Annotated in this window: 24 protein-coding genes; 19 read left to right on the top strand and 5 right to left on the bottom strand. The window is 63.1% G+C overall.

Translation table 11 applies throughout. From position 1 onward, the window contains the following. Positions 1–118 precede the first annotated feature (118 nt). A complete protein-coding gene (lipA, locus tag X728_RS146635) occupies positions 119–1,084 on the top strand; it encodes a lipoyl synthase (protein ID WP_023688453.1) in 966 nt (321 codons plus the stop codon). A gap of 11 nt (positions 1,085–1,095) precedes the next feature. After that, on the top strand, positions 1,096–1,557 hold the full coding sequence (locus tag X728_RS146640; protein WP_023736661.1) for a type II toxin-antitoxin system RatA family toxin: 462 nt from the start codon (positions 1,096–1,098) through the stop codon (positions 1,555–1,557). Here X728_RS146640 and X728_RS146645 read toward each other — a convergent pair. After that, a complete protein-coding gene (locus X728_RS146645; protein WP_023696095.1) occupies positions 1,533–2,042 on the bottom strand; it encodes a CinA family protein in 510 nt (169 codons plus the stop codon). The two genes, X728_RS146640 and X728_RS146645, sit on opposite strands and share 25 nt — an antisense overlap. Continuing rightward, positions 2,039–3,262, bottom strand: coding sequence for a bifunctional 2-C-methyl-D-erythritol 4-phosphate cytidylyltransferase/2-C-methyl-D-erythritol 2,4-cyclodiphosphate synthase (locus X728_RS146650; RefSeq protein WP_023832201.1), 1,224 nt, complete (start codon positions 3,260–3,262; stop codon positions 2,039–2,041). The genes X728_RS146645 and X728_RS146650 overlap by 4 nt, the downstream gene beginning before the upstream one ends. Before the next feature lie 139 nt (positions 3,263–3,401). Here X728_RS146650 and dusB point away from each other — a divergent pair, with 139 nt between their 5' ends. The 8 genes from dusB to hflX all read left to right on the top strand — a co-directional run bounded on the left by dusB (position 3,402) and on the right by hflX (position 13,547). Then, positions 3,402–4,424, top strand: coding sequence for a tRNA dihydrouridine synthase DusB (dusB, locus tag X728_RS146655; protein WP_023832200.1), 1,023 nt, complete (start codon positions 3,402–3,404; stop codon positions 4,422–4,424). Beyond that, entirely contained in the window at positions 4,421–5,566 is a 1,146-nt protein-coding gene (locus tag X728_RS146660; protein WP_023706549.1) for a nitrogen regulation protein NR(II), read from the top strand. Before dusB ends, X728_RS146660 begins: the two co-directional genes overlap by 4 nt. Next, complete coding sequence (gene ntrC, locus X728_RS146665; RefSeq protein WP_023832199.1) at positions 5,563–7,020, top strand: nitrogen regulation protein NR(I); 1,458 nt, start codon at positions 5,563–5,565, stop codon at positions 7,018–7,020. The genes X728_RS146660 and ntrC overlap by 4 nt, the downstream gene beginning before the upstream one ends. A gap of 144 nt (positions 7,021–7,164) precedes the next feature. Next, positions 7,165–9,453, top strand: a complete 2,289-nt coding sequence (locus X728_RS146670) for a PAS domain-containing sensor histidine kinase (RefSeq protein WP_023668928.1) — start codon at positions 7,165–7,167, stop codon at positions 9,451–9,453. After that, on the top strand, positions 9,443–10,804 hold the full coding sequence (locus X728_RS146675) for a sigma-54 dependent transcriptional regulator (RefSeq protein ID WP_023668929.1): 1,362 nt from the start codon (positions 9,443–9,445) through the stop codon (positions 10,802–10,804). The genes X728_RS146670 and X728_RS146675 overlap by 11 nt, the downstream gene beginning before the upstream one ends. Before the next feature lie 102 nt (positions 10,805–10,906). Beyond that, entirely contained in the window at positions 10,907–11,767 is an 861-nt protein-coding gene (locus X728_RS146680) for a D-amino-acid transaminase (RefSeq protein ID WP_023701734.1), read from the top strand. 145 nt (positions 11,768–11,912) lie between these two features. After that, entirely contained in the window at positions 11,913–12,158 is a 246-nt protein-coding gene (gene hfq, locus X728_RS146685; protein WP_006202172.1) for an RNA chaperone Hfq, read from the top strand. Next, a complete protein-coding gene (hflX, locus tag X728_RS146690; protein ID WP_023832198.1) occupies positions 12,159–13,547 on the top strand; it encodes a GTPase HflX in 1,389 nt (462 codons plus the stop codon). A gap of 6 nt (positions 13,548–13,553) precedes the next feature. Here hflX and mazG read toward each other — a convergent pair whose 3' ends face one another. From mazG to X728_RS146705, 3 genes are all read right to left on the bottom strand, one after another. Then, positions 13,554–14,378, bottom strand: coding sequence for a nucleoside triphosphate pyrophosphohydrolase (mazG, locus tag X728_RS146695; RefSeq protein WP_023832197.1), 825 nt, complete (start codon positions 14,376–14,378; stop codon positions 13,554–13,556). Between the two features lie 80 nt (positions 14,379–14,458). Continuing rightward, positions 14,459–15,643, bottom strand: coding sequence for an amino acid aminotransferase (locus tag X728_RS146700; RefSeq protein WP_023832196.1), 1,185 nt, complete (start codon positions 15,641–15,643; stop codon positions 14,459–14,461). A 131-nt stretch (positions 15,644–15,774) separates the two neighbouring features. After that, positions 15,775–16,212, bottom strand: a complete 438-nt coding sequence (locus X728_RS146705; RefSeq protein WP_081732442.1) for a DUF3592 domain-containing protein — start codon at positions 16,210–16,212, stop codon at positions 15,775–15,777. Between the two features lie 186 nt (positions 16,213–16,398). On the opposite strand from X728_RS146705, the gene X728_RS146710 reads away from it, so the two are divergent. The 9 genes from X728_RS146710 (at position 16,399) to X728_RS146745 (ending at position 22,683) form a co-directional block, all read left to right on the top strand. Continuing rightward, positions 16,399–16,920, top strand: a complete 522-nt coding sequence (locus X728_RS146710) for a sigma-70 family RNA polymerase sigma factor (RefSeq protein WP_196815091.1) — start codon at positions 16,399–16,401, stop codon at positions 16,918–16,920. Next, positions 16,917–17,693, top strand: coding sequence for an anti-sigma factor (locus X728_RS146715; RefSeq protein WP_023832193.1), 777 nt, complete (start codon positions 16,917–16,919; stop codon positions 17,691–17,693). The genes X728_RS146710 and X728_RS146715 overlap by 4 nt, the downstream gene beginning before the upstream one ends. A 56-nt stretch (positions 17,694–17,749) precedes the next feature. After that, on the top strand, positions 17,750–18,466 hold the full coding sequence (locus tag X728_RS146720; protein ID WP_023832192.1) for a Bax inhibitor-1/YccA family protein: 717 nt from the start codon (positions 17,750–17,752) through the stop codon (positions 18,464–18,466). A 173-nt stretch (positions 18,467–18,639) separates the two neighbouring features. Continuing rightward, entirely contained in the window at positions 18,640–19,518 is an 879-nt protein-coding gene (locus X728_RS146725; protein WP_023832191.1) for an aldose 1-epimerase family protein, read from the top strand. Positions 19,519–19,541: 23 nt separating this feature from the next. Further along, positions 19,542–20,318: a pyrroline-5-carboxylate reductase gene (locus tag X728_RS146730; protein WP_023832190.1), complete on the top strand. Its 777-nt coding sequence runs from the start codon at positions 19,542–19,544 to the stop codon at positions 20,316–20,318. Between the two features lie 107 nt (positions 20,319–20,425). Continuing rightward, positions 20,426–21,202 (top strand): DUF2066 domain-containing protein, encoded by a 777-nt coding sequence (locus X728_RS146735; RefSeq protein ID WP_050589933.1) that lies wholly within the window; start codon positions 20,426–20,428, stop codon positions 21,200–21,202. 52 nt (positions 21,203–21,254) lie between these two features. Further along, positions 21,255–22,166 carry an alpha/beta hydrolase gene (locus tag X728_RS146740; RefSeq protein ID WP_031195682.1) on the top strand — a complete coding sequence of 304 codons (912 nt, stop codon included), beginning with the start codon at positions 21,255–21,257 and terminating at the stop codon, positions 22,164–22,166. Positions 22,167–22,207: 41 nt separating this feature from the next. After that, positions 22,208–22,357, top strand: coding sequence for a hypothetical protein (locus X728_RS1000000170405; protein ID WP_023741235.1), 150 nt, complete (start codon positions 22,208–22,210; stop codon positions 22,355–22,357). Next, positions 22,354–22,683 (top strand): hypothetical protein, encoded by a 330-nt coding sequence (locus X728_RS146745; RefSeq protein ID WP_023832187.1) that lies wholly within the window; start codon positions 22,354–22,356, stop codon positions 22,681–22,683. The genes X728_RS1000000170405 and X728_RS146745 overlap by 4 nt, the downstream gene beginning before the upstream one ends. The last annotated feature ends 216 nt before the right edge of the window (positions 22,684–22,899 follow it).

Here is a 22,899-nt window from a genome sequence, read left to right as displayed (position 1 = left end):
ATGCGAAAAAGGCTGTGGCGGCATGCGCCGCCGCAGCCTTTTTCTTTGCACCGAAAAGTCCTAGATGACGCCAGAAGGGCGAATGCCGACGGGCAGACGCCAACAAGTCAGGTTTGAGATGGTCACTGTTCTCGACACGATCGCCAACGCGCCGCGCCTGCGGCACCCCGAGAAGGCACACAAGCCTGATCAGGACGTGCTGCGCAAACCCGACTGGATCCGCGTCAAGGCGCCGATGTCGAAGGGCTATGCCGAAACTCGCGAGATCGTGAAGTCGCACAAGCTGGTCACGGTGTGCGAAGAGGCCGGCTGCCCCAATATCGGCGAGTGCTGGGAAAAGAAGCACGCCACCTTCATGATCATGGGCGAGATCTGCACGCGCGCTTGCGCCTTCTGCAATGTCGCCACCGGCATTCCCACCGCGCTCGATGCCGATGAGCCGGCGCGTGTCGCGCATGCCGTCAAGCAGATGGGGCTGACCCATGTCGTCATCACCTCGGTCGACCGCGATGATCTCGCCGATGGCGGCGCGCAGCATTTCGCCGAGGTTATCCGGGCGATCCGAGCAGCGACGCCCTTGACCACGATCGAAATCCTGACGCCCGATTTCCTGCGCAAGGAGGGCGCGCTGGAGATCGTCGTGGCGGCCAAGCCCGATGTCTTCAACCACAATCTCGAAACCGTGCCGTCGAACTACCTGACGGTGCGGCCGGGTGCTCGCTATTTCCACTCGATCCGGCTGTTGCAGCGGGTCAAGGAGCTCGACCCGTCGATCTTCACGAAGTCCGGCATCATGGTCGGCCTCGGCGAAGAGCGGAACGAGATCCTGCAACTGATGGATGACCTGCGCTCGGCCAATGTCGACTTCATGACCATTGGCCAGTATCTGCAGCCGTCGAAGAAACACCACCCGGTGATCCGCTTCGTCACGCCGGAGGAGTTCAACTCCTTCGCGACGATCGGCAAGACCAAGGGTTTCCTGCTGGTGGCGTCGAGCCCGCTGACGCGCTCCTCGCATCATGCCGGTGACGATTTCGCCAGGCTGCGGGCGGCGCGTGAGGCGCAGCTCAAAAAAGCCAGTTAAATCCTGCTTCAATGCCGAAATTCGAAGCCACACGCCGCGTTGCCCACACGCCGGAGCAGATGTTTGCGCTGGTCGCCGATATCGAGACCTATCCTGAATTTCTGCCGCTGTGCGAGGCGCTGACGGTGCGCTCTCGCAAGGAGCGTGATCGCCGCACCATTCTCCTCGCCGATATGAGCATCGGCTACAAGGCGATCCGCGAGACCTTTACGACGCAGGTGCTGCTGAAGCCGGACGAGAACACAATCGACGTCAAATACATCGATGGGCCGTTCAAATATCTCAGCAATATCTGGCGCTTCGAGCCGGCCGACGGCGGCGGCTGCAACGTTCGCTTCTTCATCGACTACGAGTTCAAGAGCCGCATCCTCGGCGTGTTGATGGGCACCATGTTCGATCGCGCCTTCCGCATGTTTTCCGAAGCCTTCGAAAAACGTGCGGACGTCATCTACGGAACGACGCCCATCTCATGAGTGTCGCCGAGCGCGCGCAGGCCGATCTCCAGCGCATGCTTGACCGTCTCGCGGCGGATGAAGTCGCGGCCATTGTCGGCAAACATATTGAGCTCGGCAGCCACCGGCCCACCTCTTAGGGCAACTCCGAACCAGACGAGGCCGACCGGTTTTTCCGGCGAGCCGCCGCCTGGGCCGGCAATGCCGGTGACGGCAAGCGCAAGCCCGGCGCGCGAGCGGGCCAGAGCGCCCTCCGCCATCTCCAGAACCGTTTCGCGCGAGACGGCGCCATGCGCCTCGAGTGTGGCGGGCGAGACGCCGAGCATCTCCATCTTTGCTTCATCGGAATAGGTGATGAGGCCGCGATCGACGACAGCGGACGAGCCGGCAATGTCGGTCAGTGCCGAGATGATCATGCCGCCGGTGCAGCTCTCGGCCGTCGCCAGCATGATGCCGCGTTGCTGGCAGACCTGGAGCAGGGCGTTGGCAAGATCGCTGTTGTTCATGCGGGAACCTCCCCGGGGAAGACGACACTGGCGGTGGCGATGGCGGCGATGCCTTCCTCGCGGCCGACAAAGCCGAGTTTCTCGTTCGTCGTCGCCTTGATCGAGATGCGATCGCTGGAAATGCCCAGCATCGCCGACAGCGCATTGGTCATGGCCCCGCGATGCGGGCCGACGCGCGGCGCCTCGCAGATCAGCGTGATGTCGGCATTGGCGATGCGGCCGCCGCGTTCGCGCACCAACCTGGCCGCATGCTCGACGAAGATCTTTGACGCCGCGCCCTTCCATTGCGGATCGGAAGGCGGGAAATGCGTGCCGATGTCGCCGGCGCCGCAAGTGGCGAGCAGCGCATCGGTCAGCGCGTGCAGGCCGACATCGGCATCCGAATGGCCGGAAAGCTTCTTGCCGTGCGGAATGGCGACGCCGCACAGGGTGACATGGTCGCCGGCCTCGAAGGCGTGCACGTCATAGCCATTGCCGGTGCGAATGTCTGGAAAACGCTCGCCAGTAAGCCGTTGATCTGCCATCGCAATATCCCTTGCCCAGGTCAATTTGACATTGTCCGGCGACCCCTCGACGATTTTTACCGGAATATGCGCCCATTCGGCGATCGCGGCATCGTCGGTGAAATCCGCCTTGCCGAGATGATGGGCCTTTTCATGCGCGGCGAGCAACGGCCAGAACGGAAAGCCTTGCGGCGTCTGGGCGGCATGAAGGCCGGCCCTTGGCACCGTCTCTTCGATCATGCCGGTCGTCGACTCGCGCTTCAGCGTATCGGCGACGGGCAAAGCGGGCAGCGCGCCCTGCCGCTCGCCAATGGCGGCGATGGTACGGTCGATCAGGGCCGCGTCGACAAAGGGCCGCACCGCGTCATGGACAAGGACACGGCCGGGCGTACGGTCCCTCAGCGCCAGCAGGCCGAGCCGGACCGATGCCTGGCGCGACTCGCCACCGACCACGGCGGTAACCCGCTCGGCATACACGCCGGCTGCCTTGTCGAAAAGCGCGCGGTCATCGGCATGGATGGCGACGACGACGGGGCCAATTTTGGGATGCGCCAGGAACGTCTCCAGCGTGCGCGCGATGACGGCACGGCCACCGATGCGTTGATATTGCTTCGGCCCGTCGGCCTTTCCGGCACGCGCGCCGCGACCGGCGGCAACGATGACCAAGCCGACCTTGTCGGTCGTCGCCTCGGCCGGTTTTTCGCTTGCGTCTGTCATGCCGAGAGGCTTAGTCGCGGCTTATGGCGAAGGCCAGCATTTTCCCAAATGCGCCGCAATGTGACGTCATTGCGCGTTGCACAATGCCTTTCTTATGGCTAGAGAATGTGCAGCAATCCGATATGCTTGGTTTTTGTGCATGCCTGAAGTGACAAAATTGGCTTCGCCGCTCGACATTGGCGGCGTTACGATCCGCAACCGCGTCTTCCTCGCGCCCATGTCGGGAATAACGGACGAGCCGTTCCGGCAGCGCGCCTACGCGCATGGCGCGGGCCTGGTCGTGTCGGAAATGGTGGCGAGCGGCGAGCTTGCCAAGGGCAGGGCCGGCTGCGACCTGCGCATCCGTCATTCCGGGCTGCCCGTCCATATGGTTCAGCTTGCTGGCCGCGAGGCCGAGCACATGGCCGAGGGCGCGCGCATCGCTGCCGGCGAGGGCGCCGACATCATCGACATCAATATGGGCTGCCCGGCCAAGAAGGTGACCGGCGGCTATGCCGGCTCGGCGCTGATGCGCGATCTCGACCACGCGCTGTCACTGATCGAAGCGGTGGTCGGCGCGATCCAGGTGCCGGTCACGGTCAAGATGCGGCTCGGCTGGGACGACAATGCGCTCAATGCACCCGTTTTGGCGCGCCGCGCCGAAGAGGCCGGTGTTAAAATGGTGACCGTGCATGGGCGCACGCGCTGCCAGTTTTATCAAGGCAAGGCCGATTGGGGCGCCATCGCCCGCATCAAGGACGCCGTCTCGATCCCGGTGGTCGCCAACGGCGATGTGGGCTCGCCCGCGGAGGCCGCCGAAATCCTTGAACAGTCGGGCGCCGACGCGGTGATGATCGGTCGTGCCCATTATGGCGCGCCATGGACGGCGGGCCGCATTGCGGCGAAGGCTGCGGGCGACGCGCTCTCCGGCGTGCCGGAAAGCCCGCAAGCCATGGCCGACTACATCGTTTCCCACTACGAGGACATGCTGACGCTTTACGGCGTCGAAAGCGGCTTGCGCCAGGCGCGCAAGCATCTCGGCTGGTATCTCGACCGCCACGCTGCTGGCGTTTCCGATGAGCGGCGGAAAGCCATCCTCACCTCTTTCGAACCCGCCCGCGTCATTGCCTTGCTGCATGAGGTGTTTTCCGGCGAAGCCACGCCCTTGCGGAGCGCCGCATGAACGCCACCGTCACACCGAGCTCCGACATGGCGGATGCCGCCAGTATAGTGCTGAACACCATCCGCCGTCCCGTCATCATGGTCGATCCGGACGGGTTCATCACCTACGCCAATGCCGATGCGGAAGACTTCTTCCGCTCAAGTGCCAACATGCTTGCCCGCAACACACTCTCCAAGCTGATCCCGTTCGGCAGCCCGCTGTTGCAGCTGGTCGACCAGGTGCGCGAGCGCCGTGCGCCGGTCAACGAATACCGTGTCGACGTGTCGTCGCCGCGTCTCGGCATCGAGAAGGTCGTTGATCTCTATGTCGCGCCGGTGCCGGAATTCCCAGGCTCGATCGTGGTGATGTTCCAGGAACGCTCGATGGCCGACAAGATCGACCGCCAGATGACACACAGGGGTGCCGCGCGTTCGGTCACCGGCCTTGCCGCCATGCTGGCACATGAGATCAAGAACCCGCTGTCCGGCATACGTGGCGCCGCACAGCTGCTCGAACTCTCGGCGTCCGACGAGGATCGCGCGCTGACCCGCCTCATCACCGACGAGACCGATCGTATCGTCTCCCTGGTCGACCGCATGGAAGTGTTTTCCGACGAGCGGCCGATTGACCGCTATCCTGTCAACATCCATGTCGTTCTGGACCATGTGAAGGCAATCGCGAAGAACGGTTTTGCCAAGCGAATCAGGATATTGGAGGACTATGATCCATCATTGCCTCCGGTTTTCGCCAACCGCGACCAACTGATCCAGGTGTTCCTCAACCTGGTCAAGAATGCCGCCGAGGCGATCGGCGGCGATCCGCAGGGCGAGATCGTGCTGTCGACGGCGTTCAGGCCGGGCATCCGCGTTTCCGTTCCCGGAACCCAGGACCGCGTCTCGCTGCCGCTGGAATTCTGCGTGCGCGACAATGGGTCGGGCGTCTCGGAAGACATTCTGCCGATCCTGTTCGATCCGTTCATCACCACCAAGCCGAACGGCTCGGGGCTCGGCCTGGCGCTGGTGGCGAAAATCGTCGGCGAGCATGGCGGCATCATCGAATGCGATTCGACGCCGCGCGGCACCACCTTCCGAATCCTGATGCCGGCCTGGAAAGAAACACCCATCGACACTGCCGATGATGAAGGCGAAGGAGACCGCAAATGACGGTTCGCGGCAATATTCTCGTCGCCGACGACGATGCGGCCATCCGCACCGTGCTCAATCAGGCGCTGTCGCGCGTCGGCCATGAGGTGCGCGTGACCTCCAACGCCTCGACGCTGTGGCGCTGGGTGGCGGCGGGCGAGGGCGATCTCGTCATCACCGACGTGGTGATGCCTGATGAAAATGCCTTCGACATGCTGCCGCGCATCAAGAAGGCGCGGCCGGAGCTGCCGGTCATCGTGATGAGCGCGCAAAACACTTTCATGACGGCGATTCGGGCTTCCGAAACAGGTGCTTACGAGTATCTGCCGAAGCCGTTCGACCTGACCGAGCTGCTCAATATCGTCAACCGGGCGCTGTCCGAGCCGCGGCGACCGAAGATCGATACGCGGCCGGAAGAGCAGCCTGACTCGATGCCGCTGGTTGGCCGCTCGGCCGCCATGCAGGACATCTACCGGATGCTGGCGCGCATGATGCAGACCGACTTGACGGTGATGATCTCGGGCGAGTCCGGCACCGGCAAGGAATTGGTGGCGCGCGCGTTGCACGAATATGGCCGTCGCCGCGGCGGTCCGTTCGTTGCCATCAACATGGCGGCGATCCCGCGCGATTTGATCGAATCGGAGCTGTTCGGCCACGAGAAGGGCGCCTTCACCGGCGCACAGAACCGCTCGACCGGCCGCTTCGAGCAGGCCGAGGGCGGCACGCTGTTCCTCGACGAGATCGGCGACATGCCGATGGAGGCGCAGACGCGGCTGCTGCGCGTGCTGCAGCAGGGCGAATACACAACGGTCGGCGGGCGCACGCCGATCAAGACCGATGTACGCATCGTCGCCGCCACCAACAAGGATCTGCGCACGCTGATCAACCAGGGGCTTTTCCGCGAGGATCTGTTCTATCGCCTGAATGTCGTGCCGCTGAGACTGCCGGGCTTGCGTGAGAGGTCGGAAGACATTCCCGACCTGGTGCGGCATTTCTTCAAGATCGGCGCCAGCGAAGGCTTGCAGACCAAGCGCATTTCGACCGGCGGCATCGAATTGATGAAGCGCTATCCGTGGCCGGGAAACGTGCGCGAGCTGGAAAACCTGGTGCGCCGGCTTGCGGCGCTCTATTCGCAGGACGAAATATCAGCCGAGATCATCGAGGCCGAACTGAAGACAGGCGAAAGGCCGGTCATTCCCGGCGGCGGCAATTTGATCCCGGACGATCTGTCCATCGGCCAGGCGGTGGAGCACTTCCTGCAGCGCTATTTCGCCTCTTTTGCCGGTGATTTGCCGCCGGCAGGTCTCTATCAACGCATCTTGTCGGAGGTCGAATATCCGCTGGTCCTTGCCTCGATGACGGCAACCCGCGGCAACCAGATCAAGGCCGCCGAACTGCTGGGCCTCAACCGCAACACGTTGCGCAAGAAGATTCGCGAGCTGGGTGTCAACGTGTACAAATCGTCGAGATCATGAGCGCCTGCTGCCCGAAGTGACGCGAGGTCATCCCCTTTTCAGGGGATCGGCGGCCGAAAGATTTCCGTCACGGCCACACTTGTTGCATAATCGCCACAATGCGTTGCATACATCCAACGCAATCACTGGCTCTTAGACGGCGACATGGCTTCGCAAGCTCTCACATCAAACGAACCGCTTTTCAGCAGACCCGGCCAGAGGGATGGACGGCGGCTGCTTGCGTTGCCTGGCGTTGTGGCAATTGCCGGCGCGCTGGTTACGGCGGCAATCTCGTTTGCGATTCTTGTCGGCGCCACGCCGATCACGCCAGACGCAAACACAACGCTGACGCTGATTGCGGCCAATGCCTTATTTGTGCTGGCGCTGATTGCTCTGGTCGGCCGCGAGGTGCATCGCATCACCATGGCGCGCCGGCACGGCAAGGCGGCGTCACGGCTGCATGTGCGCATCGTGACGATGTTTGCGCTGGTCGCGGCCATCCCCGCCATCATGGTGGCCATCATTGCCTCGATCACGCTCGATATCGGCCTCGACCGCTGGTTCGAAATCCGCACCAAGGCGATCGTCAACTCGTCGCTGTCGATCGCCGACGCCTATGTGCAGGAAAACGCTCGTAATCTTCAGGGCACGACGCTGTCGATGGCCTATGATCTCGACGCCTCGCGCACGCTTTACGGCCTCGATCGAACCGGCTTTCTCGACCTGATGAACAAGGAAGCCGTGGGCAGGAGCCTGGTGCATGCGGCGCTGGTCAGGGAAGACGGCTCCTTTGTCATGAGCGCGAAGACCGATGCGGATTTCTCTATGCCGCCACCGCCGGAGGGCGCGGTCAGCGCCGCGGCCGACGGCAAACCGGTGCTGATCGAGCCGAAGACGCGCAACATCATGGGCGCCATCATCAAGCTGCGGGAGATCGAAGGCCTCTACCTCTACACCAATCGCCTGGTCGACCCCGAAGTGATCAAGGCGAGGGCGATCGTCCAGTCCAACACCGCCGAATATCGCGGCCTGGAAGACAACAGGCGGACGTCGCAGGTGGCGTTCGCGCTGCCCTATCTGTCACTGACGCTGATCATCATCCTGTCGGCCATCTGGACCGGCATAGCGGTGGCCGACCGTCTGGTGCGGCCCATCCGCCAGCTCATCGGCGCGGCTGACGAGGTTGCCACCGGCAATCTCGATGTCGCCGTGCCGGTACGGCCTTCCGACGGCGATGTCGCCTCGCTTGGCGATACGTTCAACAAGATGCTGCTGGAGCTTAAATCGCAGCGCAACGAGATCCTGTCGGCCAAGGATTTGATCGACGAACGGCGTCGTTTCTCGGAAGCGGTGCTGGCCGGCGTCACCGCCGGCGTCATCGGCGTCGATCCCTACGGCATCGTCTCCATCGTCAACAAATCGGCCGAAACGATGCTGGCCATATCGGCCACGGCGGCGCTGGGGCAGAACCTGTCCGCCGTGCTACCGCATGTCGGGCGTGTCTTCGAGATCGGCCGCAAATCCGGCAAGCCGGTCTATCGCGAGCAGGTCACCTTCTATCGCACCGGCGCCGAGCGTACCTTCAACGTGCAGATCACCATCGAGGCCGGCGACGACGGCGAGGAGGAGAAATCCTACGTCGTGACGGTCGACGACATCACCGATCTCGTCCAGGCACAGCGCTCGTCGGCCTGGGCGGATGTGGCGCGGCGTATCGCACATGAAATCAAGAACCCGTTGACGCCGATCCAGCTCTCGGCCGAGCGCATCAAGCGACGCTTCGGCAAGGTCATCACCGAGGACCGCGAGATTTTCGACCAGTGCACCGACACGATCATCCGGCAGGTCGAGGATATCGGCCGCATGGTCGACGAGTTCTCGGCTTTCGCCCGCATGCCCAAGCCCGAGATGAAAGCCATCGATCTGCGTGAATCGCTGCGCGAGGCGTCGTTCCTGGTCGAAGTCAGCCGCGCCGACATTGCTTTCGAACGCGTGTTCGGCAACGAACCGCTCAAGGGCACGTTCGATAGCCGATTGATGGCGCAGGCTTTCGGCAACGTCATCAAGAACGCGGCCGAGGCGATTGACGGGCTGGAACAAAAGGACGGTTCGCACGGCATAATCCGGATTCAAGCTGCCCGGCAGAATGGCGCGATCAGAATCGACGTCATCGACAATGGCAAAGGCTTGCCGCGCGAGAACCGCCAAAGGCTGCTCGAGCCCTACATGACGACGCGCGAGAAGGGCACCGGGCTCGGTCTCGCCATCGTCAAGAAGATCGTGGAGGACCATGGCGGGCGGCTCGAATTGCACGATGCGCCCGCGGATTTCCACGGTGGACGCGGCGCGATGATCTCGATCATCCTGCCGCCAGCTGCCGCAACCGCGCCGCCACGCGGTCAAGGCGAAACGGAACACGAACGAGAAACTGAAAAGGTCGGTAATGGCGTCTGATATTCTCATCGTCGATGACGAGGAAGACATCCGTGAACTCGTCGCGGGCATATTGAGCGACGAAGGGCATGAAACCCGCACGGCATTCGATGCCGACAGCGCGCTCGCGGCAATCGCCGACCGGGCGCCGCGGCTGATTTTCCTCGACATCTGGTTGCAGGGCTCGCGCCTCGACGGGCTGGCGCTGCTCGACGAGATCAAGACGATGCATCCGAGCCTGCCGGTGGTGATGATCTCCGGCCACGGCAATATCGAGACAGCGGTGTCGGCCATCCGCCGCGGCGCCTATGATTTCATCGAGAAGCCGTTCAAGGCCGACAGGCTGATCCTGATCGCCGAGCGGGCGCTCGAAACCTCGAAATTACGGCGCGAGGTGTCCGACCTCAAGCAGCGCAGCGGCGAAACTTTCGACTTGATCGGCATGTCGTCGGCGATGAGCCAGCTGCGCCAGACCATCGAGCGCGTTGCGCCGACCAACAGCCGCGTCATGATCATCGGTCCGTCCGGTTCGGGCAAGGAGCTCGCCGCGCGCGCCATCCACACGCTGTCGACGCGCAAGGGCGCGCCGTTCGTGACGCTGAGCGCGGCCAACATCACGCCCGAGCGCATGGAGATCGAGCTGTTCGGCACCGAATCGAACGGCACCGAGCGCAAGGTCGGCGCGCTTGAAGAGGCGCACCGCGGCATTCTCTACATCGACGAAGTGGCCGACATGCCGCGCGAGACGCAGAACAAGATTTTGCGCGTGCTGGTCGAACAGCAGTTCGAGCGGGTCGGCGGCACCAAGCGGGTCAAGGTCGACGTCCGCATCATCTCCTCGACCTCGCAGAACCTGGAGGCGATGATCGCCGACGGCCGTTTTCGCGAAGACCTCTATCACCGCCTGGCGGTGGTTCCGGTCATGGTGCCGGGCCTGGCCGAGCGGCGAGAGGACATTCCCTATCTCGTCGATAATTTCATGAAGCAGATTGCGCGTCAGGCCGGCATCAAGCCGCGCCGCATCGGCGATGATGCGCTTGCCGTGCTGCAGGCGCACAACTGGCCGGGCAATGTCCGCCAGCTGCGCAACAATGTCGAACGGCTGATGATCCTGGCGCGTGGCGACGATATCGATGCGCCGATCACCGCCGACCTGTTGCCGTCGGAGATCGGCGATGTCATGCCGCGCACGCCGAACCAGTCCGACCAGCACATCATGGCGCTGCCGCTGCGCGAGGCGCGCGAACAGTTCGAGAAGGACTATCTGATCGCCCAGATCAACCGTTTCGGCGGCAACATCTCGAAGACGGCCGAATTCATCGGCATGGAGCGCTCGGCGCTGCACCGGAAACTGAAGTCGCTGGGGGTCTGACCCCCGTTGTTGTTGGTCCAGCGGGCTGTGGCCCATTCAATTGCCGGTTACGGCAGCGGCGGAATCGCATAGAAAAACCAGGACTTTTCTGAGGGATCACCCATGCCGCGCATTACCTATGTGAACGGGCGCTATGTCGCCCATGCCGACGCTGCCGTGCATATCGAGGATCGCGGCTATCAATTCGCCGACGGCGTCTACGAGGTCTGCGAGGTGGCGCAGGGCTTTATCGTCGACATGCCGCGCCATCTTGCCCGGCTGAGCCGCTCCCTTAGCGAATTGTCGATCGACTGGCCGGTCACCAAGGGTGTGCTGCCGCTTCTTCTGCGCGAAATCGTCCGGCGCAACCACGTCGTCAACGGCCTGGTCTATGTCCAGGTTACGCGCGGTGTTGCCAGCCGCGACTTCGTTTTCCCCGCCGATACACCGTCATCTCTAGTGATTACGGCCAGAAAGGCCGACCCGGCGGCGGCCGCCAAGCGAGCCGAGGCGGGCATCAAGGTCATCACCGTGCCGGAAAACCGTTGGGACCGGGTCGACATCAAGAGCACCGGCCTGCTGCCCAACGTACTGGCCAAGCAGAAGGCCAAGGAGGCCGGCGCCCAGGAGGCCTGGTTCGTCGACACCGATGGCAACGTCAAGGAGGGCGGCTCGTCCAACGCCTGGATCGTTACAAGGGACGGCGTTCTGGTCACCCGGCCGGCGGAGCATGGCATCCTGCGCGGCATCACCCGCACGACCATGTTCGAAGTGGCGGCAAAGCTCGGGTTGACGATCGAGGAGCGCGGTTTTTCAGTCACTGAAGCCAAGGCTGCGCGAGAAGCTTTCATCAGTTCGGCAACGACAATCGCCATGCCGGTCGTGGCAATCGACGGTGCCGCGGTCGCCAATGGGCACCCCGGTTCGATAACACTTTCATTGCGGCAAGCCTTTTTTGACGTTGCGGAAAAAAGTCCAGCCTGATAACCGCACAGACGGACTGCACATCAATATATCTCGTTCTGCTTGTCGTTACTGACGGCAAGGGGGTGTTTGCAAGCTTGACATGTGCCCGCTAATTTGGCGCATTAGCCTGCAAACCGAAGGGGATCGGCGAAAGACAAGAACAATGGCGGAACGATCGCAAAACCTTCAGGACCTGTTCCTGAATTCTGTTCGCAAGAGCAAAAATCCACTCACCATCTTTCTCATCAACGGCGTCAAGCTGACCGGCGTGGTCACTTCCTTCGACAATTTTTGTGTTCTGCTGCGCCGTGACGGCCACTCCCAGCTCGTCTACAAGCATGCCATTTCCACGATCATGCCGAGCCAGCCGGTTCAGATGTTCGATGGCGAGGAAAGCCAGGGCGCCTGATTGGCACGTGAAAAAGACGCGGACCGCGGCGTCCGCGGGAAACCAGCACATAATTCCGGGACGGAAGCCACAGGTCCGACCCGGGCGGTTGTCATTGTGCCGGTGCTTACCCGGCATCAGCGCAACGATGACGAAACGAACCGTCCACGGCTGACGCGTTCGGCGGATGCGCGCCACGACGAAGCGGTCGGCCTTGCCCGCGCCATCAACCTGGATCTGATCCACACGGCGGTGGTCACCGTCAACGATCCACGCCCGGCGACCTTGCTCGGCAGCGGCAAGGTTGCGGAATTTGCCGAGATCGTCAAAGAGGGTCACGCGGAGGTGGTCATCGTCGACCATCCGCTGACGCCGGTGCAGCAGCGCAATCTCGAAAAAGAAATGAATGCCAAGGTGCTCGACCGCACCGGATTGATCCTGGAGATTTTTGGCGAGCGCGCGCGGACCAAGGAGGGCACGCTGCAGGTCGAACTTGCCCATCTCAACTACCAGAAGGGCCGCTTGGTGCGGAGCTGGACCCACCTTGAACGCCAGCGCGGCGGAGCCGGCTTCCTCGGCGGCCCCGGCGAAACCCAGATCGAATCGGACCGGCGGCAGCTGCAGGAAAAGATCATCAAGCTCAAGCATGAGCTGGAAACGGTGCGCCGCACCCGCGACCTGCACCGGGCCAAGCGCAAGAAGGTGCCGTTCCCGGTGGTGGCGATCGTCGGCTACACCAATGCCGGAAAATCGACGCTGTTCAACCGGCTGACCGGGGCCGACGTGCTGGCCGAAGACATGTTGTTTGCAACGCTCGACCCGACGCTGCGCCGCGTGCGCCTGCCGCACGGCACGCCGATCATCCTGTCGGACACAGTCGGCTTCATTTCGGACCTGCCGACGCATCTGGTCGCCGCCTTCCGCGCCACGCTGGAAGAAGTGGTCGAGGCCGATCTGGTCATCCATTTGCGTGATATCTCAGATCCGGATACGGCCGCCCAGGCCGAGGACGTCGAGCGCATCCTTGCCGATCTCGGTGTCGACGCTGGCGATGCGAACCGGGTCATCGAGGTGTGGAACAAGGTCGACCTGCTCGATGACGGCAACCGCGAGCGGCTTCTGGCCGATGGCGCCGATGCCAAGGCGCCGCCGATCGCCATCTCGGCCATCACCGGCGAAGGTATCGACGCGCTGAAGGCGCTGATCGAGACCAGGATGTCGGGCGAGCTCGAAGAGATGGCGGTGACGATCGAGCCGGCGCAGTTCGGTCTCGTCGACTGGCTCTACCGCAATGGTGACGTCGTTTCGCGGGTAGACAATGAGGATGGCAGCGCGACCATCTCGCTCAAGGCCACGCACACCGCCCGGCAAGAGATCGAAAGCCGATTGCACCGTAAAAACAAGGCGTAAGTCCGCCTACTTCTGGCCCTTGGCCTGCTGCCAGAGCGCTTCCATTTCATCCAGCGTGGCTTTTTCGAGCGTGCTTCCCGAGGCATCGATGGCGCGCTCGACATAGTGAAAGCGTGTGCGGAACTTTTCGTTGGTGCCGCTCAGCGCTGCTTCCGAATCGAGCTTGAGGTGACGCCCCAGATTGACGACGGCGAACAGCATGTCGCCGAACTCGTCCTTGATCTCCGCCGTTTCGCCCTTGGCCAGCGCCTCGCGCAATTCGCCGATCTCTTCCTCGATCTTGTCGAGGATGGGTGCTGCCTCGCTCCAGTCGAAACCGACACGGGCAGCCTTTTCCTGCAGCTTCAGCGCCCGCGTCAAAGCGGGCAGGGCGACGGGCACGCTGTCCAGGAACCCCTTGCCATTGTCTTCGGGGTCGAGGCCGCGGGCGAGGCGGGCGCTTCGCTTTTCGGCTTTTTCCTCAGCCTTGATCTTTTCCCACATGCCCTTTGCCATGCCGGCGCTGCGCGCCTCTTCGTCGCCGAAGACATGCGGATGGCGCCGGATCATCTTGGTGGTGATGGCCTCGACCACATCACCGAAGGCAAAATCGCCGGCTTCCTCAGCCATCTGCGCGTGGTAGACGACCTGCAGCAGGAGATCGCCTAATTCGTCGCGCAGATCGTCGAGATCGCCGCGCGCAATGGCGTCCGCCACCTCGTAGGCTTCCTCGATCGTATAGGGTGCGATGGTCGAGAAATCCTGCTCGATGTCCCAGGGACAGCCGGTCTTCGGCGCCCTGAGCGCCGCCATGATCTCGATCAGCCGGGAAATGTCGCGCGAAGGTTTCATGCGGCGAATGCTATCCCGCTGCCTGTCGTGGGGCCAACGCTGTCAGCTGGCGGCCTGACCTTGTCCACAGCTCAGCCGTATCAGCCGAGTACCGACACAACCGCCTTGGCGAGGTCATCCATGCCGTCCTCGGGCAGGCCGGCAACGTTGATGCGGCTGTCGCCGACCATGTAGACGCCATACTCGGCACGCAGCCGCTCGACTTGCGCCTCGGTCAGGCCAAGCCTGGAAAACATGCCGCGATGGCTGGCGATGAACTCAAAGCGGTCGGAGTTGGACTGCCGGCGCAGCGCGTCGGCGAACTGGACGCGCAGCCTCAGCATGCGCAGCCGCATCTCCTCCAGCTCCGCCTCCCAATCGGCGCGAAGGCCATCATCTTCCAGCACCATGCGCACGGCGGCGGCGCCATGGTCCGGCGGCATCGAATACATGGCGCGCGCCGCCCCGAGCATCTGGCTCATCGCCACATCGGCTTGCGCGCCATCCTTCGCCAGGATCATCGCCGCGCCGACGCGGTCGCGGTAGACGGCAAAGTTCTTCGAGCAGCTCGAGGCAACGACCATTTCAGGCACCTTGGCCGCGAGAAGGCGCAAGCCGGCGGCATCGGCGTCGAGGCCTTCGCCAAAGCCCTGATAGGCAATGTCGACAAAGGGCAACAGCCCGCGCTCGACGACAACATCGGCGACGCTGGCCCATTGCGCGATATCGAGATTGGCGCCAGTCGGGTTGTGGCAGCAGCCGTGCAGCAGCACGATATCGCCGGGCTCGGCTGTGCCAAGCGTTGCCAGCATGTGGTCGAAGCGCACCGCGCCGGAAGCGGCATCGAAATAGGGATAATCGCGCACCTTGAGGCCGGCGCCGCGCATCACCGGCGGGTGGTTCGGCCATGTCGGGTCCGACAGCCAGACGGTTGCGCCGGGGCGCGTCCGGCTCAGCAGCTCCGCCACCAGCCGCAGCGCGCCGGAACCGCCAGGCGCTTGCGCGGCGCGGATGCGCGTCATGTCGGCAGCGGGGCCGAAGGCCAGCTTGACCATCGCCGTGTTGAAGCCGGTGTCGCCGGCAAGGCCGAGATAGGTCTTGGTGTCCTGGCCCTGCAGCAACCACTTCTCGGCCTCGCGCAGGGCGCGCATGACCGGCGTCCTGCCGTCGCGGTCCTTGTAGACGCCGACGCCGAGATCGATCTTGCCGGGGCGCGGATCGGCGCGATAGAGGCCGATCAAGGCGATGATCTTGTCAGCCGGGGCAGGTTGCAGGGTCTCGAACATCAATACGGCTCCAATGGCGGCGGAGTAATACGCAAAGCGACCGCGTTTCGCCAGTGCTTCCATCTGCGCCGGCCCGCTAGCCGTGCGGGACCGTTTACGCCAAGCTTTGTCTGTACGGCAGGGGTCGACGGCTATGGCGACGGGTTCATTGCCATCCGCCGGATAAGCACCCGTCCAATCAGCGAGAGACCGATGCCGATCAGCAGGAAGAAACCGCCGAGCATGCCGGCCAGTCCGGCAAGGAACCAGCGTCCGGCGAAGCTGTCGACGGAGGCATTTTGCGGATTGGTTGGGTCGTAAGCGACAGGGACGCTGTCGCCATCACCCCAGAACGAGCTGTGGACGGCATTGTTGAAGCGGATGACGGTGCCGTCGGCGGTCGAGAACTCGATGCGGGGATTGTATTCGGCGGCGACAATCCTGCCTGTCGCCGAAGCGGTACGAGGGCCGTACATCTCGACGATGGCCAGCACGCCGGAAGCGATCAGTCCGATAATGCCAAAGATGATGAACACCCTGCCGACGACCGGCAACGCTGCAAAACCCGTTACACGACTACCATTGGCCATCTTTTGCTCCCGGGAACGACGGAGAAGGCTAGATCGTCATCATAGAGCAAACATCTGCCGCACGGGAGATGGGTAAGTGCGCAGCGGACTTCTGATTGCATGATGCCTATTGTGGCGACGCAAAAAAGTTTGGTGGCGATGGATTAAGATCCCCGCCTGTTCCGTAAACAGGGCATGAAACGGTCGATGCCACGCTTCGATATTGTCGGACAGCTGGGTTCGCTCAGGCGCTACGCACGCTCGCTGACGCGCGACGGCACTGACGCCGAGGATCTGGTGCAGGATGCGCTGGTGCGCGCCTACGAGCGGCGCGACACATTCCGCTCGGGCGGCAATCTGCGGGCATGGCTGCTGTCGATCGTCCACAACGCTTTCATCGACAAGATGCGCTCGCGCCGGTCGGAAGCAGCGCGTGTCGAGCAGGCCGGCTATCTCACCGATGCCAGCACACCGGCGCCGCAGGAACATTCCGTGCGACTGGCGCAGGTGCGCGAGGCCTTTTTCCATCTGCCGGAAGAGCAGCGTTCGGCGCTGCATCTGGTCGCCATCGAGGGCCTTTCCTACCAGCAGGCCGCCGATGCCAGCGGGGTGCCGCTGGGCACGCTGATGTCGCGCATCGGCAGGGCGCGCGCAGCACTGCGCGAGATGGAAAACGCTGCACCTTCGCCGGCCAAAAGCCATCTGAGGATCGTGGGAGACCCGTCATGACCGACCTGTTGCGGGACCCGGTGACCGATACCGATCTCGATTCTTATGTCGACGACCAGCTGGATGTCGCGCGCCGCATCGAGGTCGAGGCGTTCCTCTCGGTTCGTCCGGAGGCTGCGGCGCGGGTGATGTCCGACTTGAGGACGCGCGACGAACTGCGCCTGGCGCTGGCTGCTTCCACAGGAATGGCGCGGCCGGCGACGACTGAAGTCGCGCGCCGGCTGGGCAGGGGACTGGCCAGTCGCCGCGTCTTCGCCGTGCTGCAGCGGGCGGCCGCGGTCGCCGTCTTTGTCGCTGCCGGCTGGCTGGCGAACGGCCTCTTCGGACCGCTGCTGGTGACCAAAGTGGTGGCCTCGCCGCCGCCGCCCGCCTATGTCGAAGAAGCGATCCGGGCGCACAAGACGACGCTCATGCGCGAGGCGATGCCCTCGCAACTGGAGGCGCCCAACTACAATGGCGACGAAATCCGCGCCGCCACCGCAATCGTCATGCCATCGCTGCCCAAGGACTGGAAGGTTCGCGACGTGCAGATCTATCCGTCGCGCTTCGGGCCGAGCGTCGAGGTGGCGCTGGAGACGAAGGATATGGGGCTGGTCTCGCTGTTTGCGATCCGCCCCGGAACCTTCGACGTCGTCAAGCCTGCCATCGCGCTCTCGGGCGATATCTCCTCGGCCTATTTCCAGATCGGCGAGGTCGCGTACGCGGTCGTCGCGCGCAGCGATGTCCACGACCTCGACCGCGCCGCCGAGACGCTTGCCAAGACACTTTACTGATCAGGACACTTTACTGCTCAAGACGCTTTACTGAGACCACATAAGGAGAACCCGCAATGAATACCCCTGACCTCGGATACCGCATGGGCACTGGCGCGCGCGCCGGCGCCGTCTATGACGAGGGCCTGCGCAGCCACATGCTGCGTGTCTATAACTACATGGGCATCGGCCTCGTCGTCACCGGCATCGTCGCCATGGTGGTCGCTTCGACGCCGGCCCTCTACGTGCCGATCTTTTCCAGCCCGCTGAAATGGGTGGTGATGCTGGCGCCGCTCGCCTTCGTGCTGCTGTTCTCGTTCAAGATGCAGACGATGTCGGCGGCGAGCGCCCAGGCGATGTTCTGGGCCTTCTGCGCGGTGATGGGGCTGTCGCTGGCTTCGGTGTTCCTGGTCTTCACAGGCACCAGCATCGCGCGCACCTTCTTCATCACCGCCACCATGTTCGGCGCCACCAGCCTCTACGGCTACACGACCAAGCGCGACCTGACCCAGTTCTCGTCCTTCCTGATCATGGGCCTGATCGGTGTGGTGATCGCCAGCGTCGTCAACATCTTCCTTGGCTCGACCGCGCTGCAGTTCGCCATCTCGGTGATCGGCATTGCCGTCTTTGTCGGCCTGACCGCCTGGGACACGCAGACGATCAAGGAACAGTATGCGGGGAATTTCGACGCGGAATCGCAGCAGAAGCTCGCCGTTTTCGGCGCGCTGTCGCTGTACCTGAACTTCGTCAACATCTTCCAGCTGTTGCTGAATTTCACCGGCGAGCGCGAATAGTCGAACCGTAGCAAGGCAACAATCTCGATCTCGCAGTGGCCGGAGGAGAATCTCCGGCCACTGTCGTTTGGCGTGGAGACATCGCTCCTCTGTCAGCGCGATGTCGCTGCGCCCTTGAGTCCATGCGGGCTTTTGCTAACCTGCCGCTCGCACGCAGCTTTCCGCGAGAACGCATGGAACAAGTGACGCTTCACTGCGACGGCATCTCGGCAACCATTGTCGGGCAGGGGGCCGAGCTCATCTCCTTGCGCAATGCCGAGGGTCCGGAGTTTTTGTGGCAGGCCGGGCCGGAATGGCGGCGGCATTCGCCGGTGCTGTTTCCGATCGTCGGCCGGCTGAAGGGCGACCAGCTCCGCCATGGGGGCCAGGTCTATCCCCTGATGCAGCACGGCTTTGCGCGCGACAAGCCATTTGTGTGGGCTGACGCGAGCCCCCGATCCTGCACGCTGGTGTTGACCGACGATGCCGATACACGCACGCGCTATCCGTTCGCCTTTCGCCTTGCCATCACCTATACGCTCGAGCGTCGGGAACTTGGTGTGAGCTTCGAGATTGCCAACACCGGCGACGAGACGCTGCCAGCCTCCATCGGTGCACATCCGGCTTTCAATTGGCCATTGCAGCCGGGGCTCGCCAAGACCGACTACCACCTGACCTTTGCCCAGGACGAGCCGGCGCCGATCCGCCGGCTGAAGGATGGCCTGGTGCTGGCTGCACCGCGGCCGACGCCCATCGAAGGCAAAACGCTGGCGCTTTCCGAACAGCTGTTCGAGGCAGACGCCGTGATCCTCGACCGGCCGGCCAGCACCAGCGTGCGCTATGCCGCCGCGAACGGTGCGGCGATCGAGATGTCGTGGCAGGGTTTTAAGGAACTGGGCATCTGGTCGAAGCCGGGCGGCGCTCCGTTCCTGTGCATTGAACCCTGGCACGGGCTTGCCAGCCCCGTGGATTTCGAAGGCGAGTTCGCGGACAAGCCGGGCGTGATGCTGATCGCGCCCGGTGAAAAGCGCGTGCTGAGCTATCAGGTACGGCTCGACCATGCGCCGCTGTGACCGATGAACCAGAGACAGGCGCGATGAAACTTGGCTTCATCGGCACGGGTGCCCTTACAGCGGCCATTGTCAGCGGGCTCAAATCCGTCGCGGATAACTCCGTCTCCGTGCTGCTGTCGCCGCGCAATGAAGAGATCGCCGCAGAGCTGGCAGCCCGTTATCCGGATGTGCGTATCGCTGATGACAATCAGGCGGTTCTCGATCAATGCGACCTAGTCATGCTGGCTGTCCGGCCGCAAATTGCGCATGACGTCCTGCCGGGTTTGCGGTTTCGGCGCGAGCATCACCTCATCAGCTTGATCGCCACGCTGCCGCGCGAGGAGATTGCCGGCTTGACCGCACCAGCGCACCAGGTGACGAAAGCGCTGCCCATGCCGATGATTGCCCACCGGCTGGGGGCAACGATCATCTGCCCGCCGGATGCCACTGTCGCTGCCTTGTTCGGCAATCTGGGGAAAGCGATCGAGGTCGAGAACTCAGCCGAATTCAACGCGTTGAGCGTGGCCACCGCAACCTATGCCAGCTACTTTAGATATCTCGATACGATTAACAGCTGGCTCAAGAGGAATGGCGTGGAGGAAGGGAAGGGGCGCGATTACATCGCCTCGCTTTTCAAAGCCTTGGGAAGCGCTCCTGATATGTCGCCGGATGCCGACTTCATGAATCCGGCGCAGGACTATGCGACGCGCGGCGGCATCAACGAACAGGTTCTTCGCGAACTGACGGCGCGAAACGTGTTCGAGGCGCTTACCGAGAGCCTGGACGGCGTACACCGGCGCATCGTCGGCGATACGCCTTGATGGGCGGTACCTTGAAATTCCCTGATGATCAGGAGTATGGCTCCAACGGATGTTCCGGACCGTTTCGGGAGGGTCGGCGGGTGCCTGGATGCTTGAAATTGGGCTTTGTGGCAGCGGCGCTGGCTGTGCTGATTGTCTTTCCGGTCGCTGCCGCCGACATCGACCGCGCCAGCCTCTACCGCGCGCAATCGGTGACCAGCGGCACTGGCGAGGAGAACCGGGCGTGGGGCCTGGCGCCGTGCCTTGAAGAGGTGCTGGTCAAGGTTTCCGGCGACCCGCGGCTGATCGGCGACCCGCGTGTTGCGGACATGAGCCGGCACGCGGCCGACTATGTCACTGGTGTCGGCTACCGCGACCTGCTCAACAACCGCCCGCCGCATGACGAGCAGGGCACCCACGACCGGCCGCATTACATCACCGCCGATTTCGACCCGGACAAGATCGATGCCTTGCTGGCGTCGCTCGGGCGCAAACCGTGGGCGGTGCCGCGGCCAAAAATCGTCGCACTGCTGGATGTAAGGCCGATGAAAGGCGACGGCTTCACGCTGGTGCGCGATGGCGGCGGCGAGCTTGCGGCGGATATGCGCGTTGCGCTGGCGGACGCGGCGCACCGGACCGGTTTGCCGCTGGAGTTGCCTCGGCCGTCCGACGTCGCGCTCGCCGACGTGGCCAACACGCTGGATGGCGATGCCCTGCTTGCCGGCACTTTGGTATGGCGCCAGGAAGCGCTGGGCTGGGTCGGCGACTGGCGGCTCAGCTTCAAGGATAAGGACTATCGCTGGCAGGTACGTGGCGTCAGTTTCGACGATGCGTTCCGCAACGCCACGCGCGGAACGCTGCAGATCCTGTCGGGGAATGGAGAGCCGGAAGCCGTCACGCCCTGACTTCAAAGGAACCTTCTTGCCGGAGCACCGTAAACAAAGTGGCGGGCAAGCTTTGAGCAAGGAGGTAGAATTGCAACATCGCCGGATCGACATTGACGGAAACAGCATCTTCTATCGCGAAGACGGCCCGCCTGATGCTCCCGTCCTTCTCCTGCCGCACGGCTATCCGTGCTCGTCCTATCAATTCCGACGGTTGATGCCGGCACTTGCCGATCGCTGGCATACATTCGCGCCGGACTTTCCCGGCTTTGGCTATAGCGCCACGCCCGAGATGTTGGTTTTTGGCTATGATTTCGATGCCTATGCCGAGTTTCTGACAGCTTTCGCCGATGCGCTCGGCACGTCGCGCTATGCTCTCTGGCTGCACGATTATGGCTCACAGATCGGACTGCGCCACGCCATCGCACATCCCGAGCGCATCGCGGCACTCATCATCCAGAACGGCGATATATACGAGGATGTTCTCGGGCCGAAATACGCTGGGATAAAAGCCTATTGGACGGAAAAGACGCCCGAAAAGCACCGGCCGTTGGAAGAGGCGGTGAGCGAGGAGGGGTTCCGGCACGAGTTCGTCGGAGAGGTGGATTACGCTGTAGCCGAGCGCGTGCCTCCCGATCTTTGGAAACTCCACTGGCCTTTGATGGACACGCCGATCCGCCGGCGACTCGCGGTCGGCCTGATGGAGAAGCTGGAGGCGAACCTCGGCTGGTTCCCGCGCTATCAGAGCTATCTGCGCGAGCACCAACCGCAAACGCTCATCGTCTGGGGCCCCGAGGATGGTTACATGCCGGCACAATCGGCGCATGCCTACCAGCGCGATTTGCGGGAAGCGGAGCTTCATCTGATCGATGGCGCCGGCCACTGGTTGCTCGAAACGCATTTCGATGAGGCACTTCCGCTGGTGCGCGATTTTCTGGCGCGCGTCCACAGTCAGGAAGCGAAAGGGACGGGCGGCCGGGCGTAGACACCGTTGCGGTCATCCGATCGATCTGCAACCATGGCGTCATGATGGAAAAGTCTGCCGCGCCCTGGCCTCTGCTGCAAATCGCGATCGAGCCGAAGTCGCGGGCCGATCAGGAGAAGCTGCTTGTCACTTCGTCCAAGCTCGCGCCTGACGACCGCGACCCACCGGCCGCCATGGCCATGGCCAGATGACGTCGCCAAAATTCTCCTCGCGGGCAGGGTTCCTTGTCGGCCTCGGCGTCACGCCGGTCGCCTTTTTCCTGGCGCTCTATTCGGCCGGGGCCGGGCATGGCGACTATGTGCTGGCGCGACTTCTCTATCCGGTCCCCATGCTGGCAACGCTTTTGACCAACACAATGATCACCAGCCTTTCCATCGGATTGGCTGCGCTGCAGTTTCCTGCCTATGGGGCATTTGTTGCGGGCGCCGGCGGCTCCAGATGGCTGGCCCTTGGCGTCTTCCATCTTGTTGCAATCGCAGCAGCCTTCAGCGGCCTCCTGGAAAGCTTTTCGGGATGACGCTCCTGTTCGTTATCCCGGCGCGGGCCGGTCGAGCAGGAAGTCGAGGCCTTTGCGAAAGGCGCCATCCCTTGAGAAATGAAGACCACGCCAACTCATTTCGCCACTGCTTCGTCAACGTTCCTCCCGCCAAGCAATCCGAGCCGCCGGCCTGCATCTCAGTCAGCAGGGCGTATATTGGCACGCCCCTAATGGAAGCAGCAGCCACTATGAAAA

This window comes from Mesorhizobium sp. L103C119B0 (genome assembly GCF_000502235.1).
Taxonomy (GTDB): Bacteria; Pseudomonadota; Alphaproteobacteria; order Rhizobiales; family Rhizobiaceae; genus Mesorhizobium.
Note: the sequence above shows the minus strand (reverse complement) of the source record. Positions and strands in the feature narration are given on the sequence as shown.

Excerpts from the sequence above, each read along its gene's own strand:
- mazG (WP_023832197.1), bottom strand. The coding sequence starts at position 14,378 with ATGAAACCTTCGCGCGACATTTCCCGGCTGATCGAGATCATGGCGGCG.
- X728_RS1000000170405 (WP_023741235.1), top strand. The coding sequence starts at position 22,208 with ATGATGGAAAAGTCTGCCGCGCCCTGGCCTCTGCTGCAAATCGCGATC.
- X728_RS146730 (WP_023832190.1), top strand. The coding sequence starts at position 19,542 with ATGAAACTTGGCTTCATCGGCACGGGTGCCCTTACAGCGGCCATTGTC.
- X728_RS146725 (WP_023832191.1), top strand. The coding sequence starts at position 18,640 with ATGGAACAAGTGACGCTTCACTGCGACGGCATCTCGGCAACCATTGTC.
- X728_RS146700 (WP_023832196.1), bottom strand. The coding sequence starts at position 15,643 with ATGTTCGAGACCCTGCAACCTGCCCCGGCTGACAAGATCATCGCCTTG.
- X728_RS146640 (WP_023736661.1), top strand. The coding sequence starts at position 1,096 with ATGCCGAAATTCGAAGCCACACGCCGCGTTGCCCACACGCCGGAGCAG.
- X728_RS146715 (WP_023832193.1), top strand. The coding sequence starts at position 16,917 with ATGACCGACCTGTTGCGGGACCCGGTGACCGATACCGATCTCGATTCT.
- X728_RS146660 (WP_023706549.1), top strand. The coding sequence starts at position 4,421 with ATGAACGCCACCGTCACACCGAGCTCCGACATGGCGGATGCCGCCAGT.
- hfq (WP_006202172.1), top strand. The coding sequence starts at position 11,913 with ATGGCGGAACGATCGCAAAACCTTCAGGACCTGTTCCTGAATTCTGTT.
- X728_RS146720 (WP_023832192.1), top strand. The coding sequence starts at position 17,750 with ATGAATACCCCTGACCTCGGATACCGCATGGGCACTGGCGCGCGCGCC.
- X728_RS146745 (WP_023832187.1), top strand. The coding sequence starts at position 22,354 with ATGACGTCGCCAAAATTCTCCTCGCGGGCAGGGTTCCTTGTCGGCCTC.
- X728_RS146645 (WP_023696095.1), bottom strand. The coding sequence starts at position 2,042 with ATGAACAACAGCGATCTTGCCAACGCCCTGCTCCAGGTCTGCCAGCAA.
- lipA (WP_023688453.1), top strand. The coding sequence starts at position 119 with ATGGTCACTGTTCTCGACACGATCGCCAACGCGCCGCGCCTGCGGCAC.
- X728_RS146710 (WP_196815091.1), top strand. The coding sequence starts at position 16,399 with ATGCCACGCTTCGATATTGTCGGACAGCTGGGTTCGCTCAGGCGCTAC.
- X728_RS146650 (WP_023832201.1), bottom strand. The coding sequence starts at position 3,262 with ATGACAGACGCAAGCGAAAAACCGGCCGAGGCGACGACCGACAAGGTC.
- X728_RS146705 (WP_081732442.1), bottom strand. The coding sequence starts at position 16,212 with ATGGCCAATGGTAGTCGTGTAACGGGTTTTGCAGCGTTGCCGGTCGTC.
- ntrC (WP_023832199.1), top strand. The coding sequence starts at position 5,563 with ATGACGGTTCGCGGCAATATTCTCGTCGCCGACGACGATGCGGCCATC.
- X728_RS146680 (WP_023701734.1), top strand. The coding sequence starts at position 10,907 with ATGCCGCGCATTACCTATGTGAACGGGCGCTATGTCGCCCATGCCGAC.
- X728_RS146675 (WP_023668929.1), top strand. The coding sequence starts at position 9,443 with ATGGCGTCTGATATTCTCATCGTCGATGACGAGGAAGACATCCGTGAA.
- X728_RS146670 (WP_023668928.1), top strand. The coding sequence starts at position 7,165 with ATGGCTTCGCAAGCTCTCACATCAAACGAACCGCTTTTCAGCAGACCC.
- dusB (WP_023832200.1), top strand. The coding sequence starts at position 3,402 with ATGCCTGAAGTGACAAAATTGGCTTCGCCGCTCGACATTGGCGGCGTT.